This is a genomic window from Mycobacterium sp. (assembly GCF_035653355.1).
In the GTDB taxonomy this organism is placed as follows: Bacteria; Actinomycetota; Actinomycetes; order Mycobacteriales; family Mycobacteriaceae; genus Mycobacterium.
In genome coordinates, this window is record NZ_DASRBZ010000462.1 from 1 (window position 1) to 3,594 (window position 3,594).

At 66.0% G+C, this 3,594-nt stretch carries 5 protein-coding genes; 3 read left to right on the plus strand and 2 right to left on the minus strand.

The window, feature by feature from the left end:
• The 3 genes from VFA16_RS15955 to VFA16_RS15965 all read left to right on the plus strand — a co-directional run.
• A partial coding sequence (locus VFA16_RS15955) for a hypothetical protein (RefSeq protein ID WP_324968756.1) occupies window positions 1-640 on the plus strand: 640 nt, incomplete at its 5' end.
• A 20-nt stretch (window positions 641-660) separates the two neighbouring features.
• Window positions 661-1,590, plus strand: a complete 930-nt coding sequence (locus VFA16_RS15960) for an inositol monophosphatase family protein (protein ID WP_324968757.1) — start codon at window positions 661-663, stop codon at window positions 1,588-1,590.
• 450 nt (window positions 1,591-2,040) lie between these two features.
• Window positions 2,041-2,205 (plus strand): hypothetical protein, encoded by a 165-nt coding sequence (locus tag VFA16_RS15965; RefSeq protein WP_324968758.1) that lies wholly within the window; start codon window positions 2,041-2,043, stop codon window positions 2,203-2,205.
• 506 nt (window positions 2,206-2,711) lie between these two features.
• Here the strand turns inward: VFA16_RS15965 and VFA16_RS15970 are convergent.
• Both VFA16_RS15970 and VFA16_RS15975 read right to left on the minus strand, forming a co-directional pair.
• Window positions 2,712-3,023 carry a transposase gene (locus tag VFA16_RS15970; RefSeq protein WP_414687740.1) on the minus strand — a complete coding sequence of 104 codons (312 nt, stop codon included), beginning with the start codon at window positions 3,021-3,023 and terminating at the stop codon, window positions 2,712-2,714.
• Window positions 3,004-3,594 (minus strand): IS30 family transposase (locus VFA16_RS15975; protein ID WP_324968759.1); only part of this gene is annotated, 591 nt, incomplete at its 5' end. The genes VFA16_RS15970 and VFA16_RS15975, both read right to left, overlap by 20 nt.

Below are 3,594 nucleotides of genomic sequence, written 5' to 3' on the forward strand. Positions count from 1 at the left end.
CCAATCCGCTCCTGCACGGCACAGCACACCCATCAACACCATCGGCCCCGACTTCACCCTGACCGTCCCGACAGTCGACCACGGGAACCCGGAGATCTCCGTCTTCCCCCTGCCCAACCCCCATCCGGGCCAACTGCTCGACCTGGCCTGGGACACCTTCGGCTTCGGCATCGAACGCCTCGCGCGGCAGATCAAGAACCTCGGGCAGCGCCTGGACGTCGACATCTGCTTCGGCATCAACGAGGCAGGACTGGTCATGGCCACCTTCCTGGCGTCGGCCCAGTTCTCCCGATGCCCGATCGGATACCTCAAGTGCAACAAGGTCCGTGACGAGATCACCCTGAACGAGGCGTCGTTCTATCCGGCCGCCGGCGACTCGCCCACGATCGTGATCTGCGACTTCGAGGTCAAGCACGCCGATGTCGTGGGTTTCATCGCCCGCGAGATCCGCACCCGCTACCCGGGAGCGCAGCTGTATTTCGCCGTGTTCGGCGCGATGACGAAGGGCAGCGACCTGCAGGTGGACAGCTTCGACGACCTGACCGGAGCGAGGATCATGCGCGCGGCGGACTTCGCCGCCGTCTTCATCGCCGCCACCATGTCCCCGCCCGGCATCGAACCTCCGCTGGAATTGCGGTAACGAACTGAGAGCGATACCTGATGAATACCGAGACACCACTGCCCGAGCTCGGGCAACGCGTCGCCGACGTCGTTCGGACCGTCATGGACGAAGCGCGCCCGAAGTTGGTGAGGGCCGCGCTATCGGGCGAGCGCGGGGAGGGCCAAAACAAGCGGCACTCCGACAACTTCCTCTCGGTCCACGACCTGTGGGCGCACGGCCGGTATCGGGAACTGATGCGCGAGCACATCGCATCCTTCGTCTATGCGTCCGAGGAAGCCGAACCCCTCGTCGTCGGGAAGGATGCGGACCCTGACCTGGTGGTCCTGGTCGATCCACTCGACACCAGTGAACTGGCCGTGCGCGGCCTGCACGGCTACACCCACGTCCTGGTCTACTCGCGATCCCTCGCGCGTCCCGTCGTCGCGGTGGTCGGCGACATCTTCCACCATGTCCAGATGTACCTCGCCGTCCGGGACGACTCCGGCACAGATCGGGCGTACGCCGTCACCGCGGACTCGCAGCGCCACCGACTCGACCCGCAGCCGATCAAGGCACTGGCGCAATCACTGGTCACCAACTACATGATGCGGCCCGCGGAACGCTTCCTGCCGCTCGCCCGACAGGAGCGGCTCCTACACGCCCTCGGTCGGCCCGGCGATGACGGCAAGAGCCGGGGCCGCATCGGAGTCGACTTCGGCTCCGTCGGACTCGGCCACATCGCCGCAGGATTCACCGACGCGATGGTCGAGTTCGCGAAGGGATTCGCCATCTGGGACCTGTCACCCGGGCACTACGTCCTGCACGCCGCCGGCGGAGTTGTCATCGACTTGAACGGCGAGCCGATTCCGTTGGACTACGGACTGCGCTCGCTCTCCGACATCGCCGCCGCCATGAACGGCCGCCGCAAATTCATCGCGGCAGGCTCGGCGAAACTCGCCCACGAGATCCTCGCCGAACTCGAGCTTTAGCTTCCGCCGATCCCGACGTTCTCGTGCGCGGCCAGGGGCAACCGCTTAAGCCGCAAGCAAGATCGGGACATCCGTGCGCGGTGCCCCCGCGTCAGCGCATACTGCCAAACAGCTTGTCGCAGTAACCTGCATCCAAATGCGGCGTGCCCAGCGCGCGGCGTTTAGGATGCAGTCGCGACGGTCAACGCCGCCTATGGACGTGCCGTCGCAGAAAAGGACCGCCCGAAAGTCCTCGTCGATGTGCTCGACCTCGGTCTCTCACACGAGCCCGCAGCTGATGGCTGGAGCAGCGCACTTCTCTTCCGGCTGCTGGCCGACCTCGCACCCGGCGCACGCACGGCGTTGCGCTATATCTGCGAACACGCCCCAGCCGTCGGCTTTGACGAGGTCGCGGCGCATCTCGGCCAGCCCATCGTGGACGGGCGTTCAACAGGTCAGCTCGGTGGGACAATGACCAGTCTCCGAGCAGCGCTACGGCGCATCCCCGGCAGCCCGTCATCGCCAGTGACCCGGGATAGCGCCGCCCGAATGTACGTAATCGACGAGAAGATCGCGACGCTGTTGCGGGACGCGTTCGCAGTCGCCGACAGACAGCCTCAGCTGCTTCGCAGCTGAGGCTTCGAAGATCGCACAGCTGTCAGCGGGCGCTATCCAGTCGCGGAGCAGATCTCGCAACGCGCTGTGGGAGCGGATGCGCGCCGTATTGTGCCGATGCTCGGCTAGTGCCGCACCGAGAGCTGCGGGGACGGATTGAGGTTCTTGGGGAGGTGAGCACGTTCGGCAGTGGCCTTGGTCGCAGCGCACTGAGGGCGATCCGCAGGGATCTTGCGCTAGCCGTACCGGCACGTCGCGGTCGACGCGTTTGCCCACCAGGGCATTCCGGTAGTCGTCCAGGTTGATCGGCTCCAGGTCGAGCCGCCGCGCAAGCCCAAGCCGGGCGGCCAGCGTCGGCTTGCCGGAGCCAGTGCCGCCGAGGATGTAGACGCGGCACGGCGCCGTCGATGCTTCCGGGAACCCGGATTGGCGCGCGCCGCACGCCGTTGTTGGTTCATCGCGATATCGGGCGCGTCACCGCTATGGTCAACTGAGCTTCCCCCGGTTTCCCGGACGGTTCCGGTGTGTCACGCCGCGATCGGTGTGGCGTGTGTCTGTTCGTACTGCACGGGGCTGAGCATGTCGAGCGTGGAGTGACGTCGGCGGGGGTTGTACCAGGCTTCGATGTACTCGAAGATCGCCCTGGCCAGTTCGTCTCGCGTCGCCCAGCTTTGCCGGTCGAGCAGTTCGAGCTGCAGAGTGCCGAAGAACGACTCGACCATGGAGTTGTCGAAGCAGTCCCCGATCGATCCCATCGAGCCGAGCAGGCCAGCCTGGCGCAGCCGCTGCCCGAACACCCAGCTCGTATATTGGGCGGATTCAATCGGTCGTTGCAACACCGATTATTGATATTGAGCCTAGCTGGTCGGAGAGGGCTTCGGCGGGTGTCTTCCAGCCGAGTGTCTTGCGGGGCCGGTCGTTGAGTGTGGCGGCGACGGCTTCGAGATCGGATGCACTCCACCGGGACAGGTCGGTGCCCTTTGGAAAGTACTGGCGCAACAAGCCGTTGGTGTTCTCGTTGGTGGGGCGCTGCCACGGGCTGTGGGGGTCGGCGAAGTAGACCGGTACGCCGGTTCGCGCGGTGAACTGGGCATGTGCCGAGAGTTCCTTGCCGCGGTCCCAGGTCACCGAGCGTCGCAGTCGCTCGGGCACCGAGGCCATGGTGGCGGCGAGCGCGCTGCTCATCGTGGCAGCGCCGTAGCCCGCCAGCGGCGGTCCGTTCTTGGTGCGTGCGACGACGCCGTAGCCCTCCTCACGTGGCAGGTGGATGAGCATTGTGTACCGCGTCGTACGCTCGACGAGCGTGCCGATCGCCGAGCGCTCCAACCCGATCAGCAGGTCGCCTTCCCAGTGCCCCGGCACAGTCCGGTCTGCGGCCTCGGCCGGCCGCTCGCTGATCATCACTTCAGG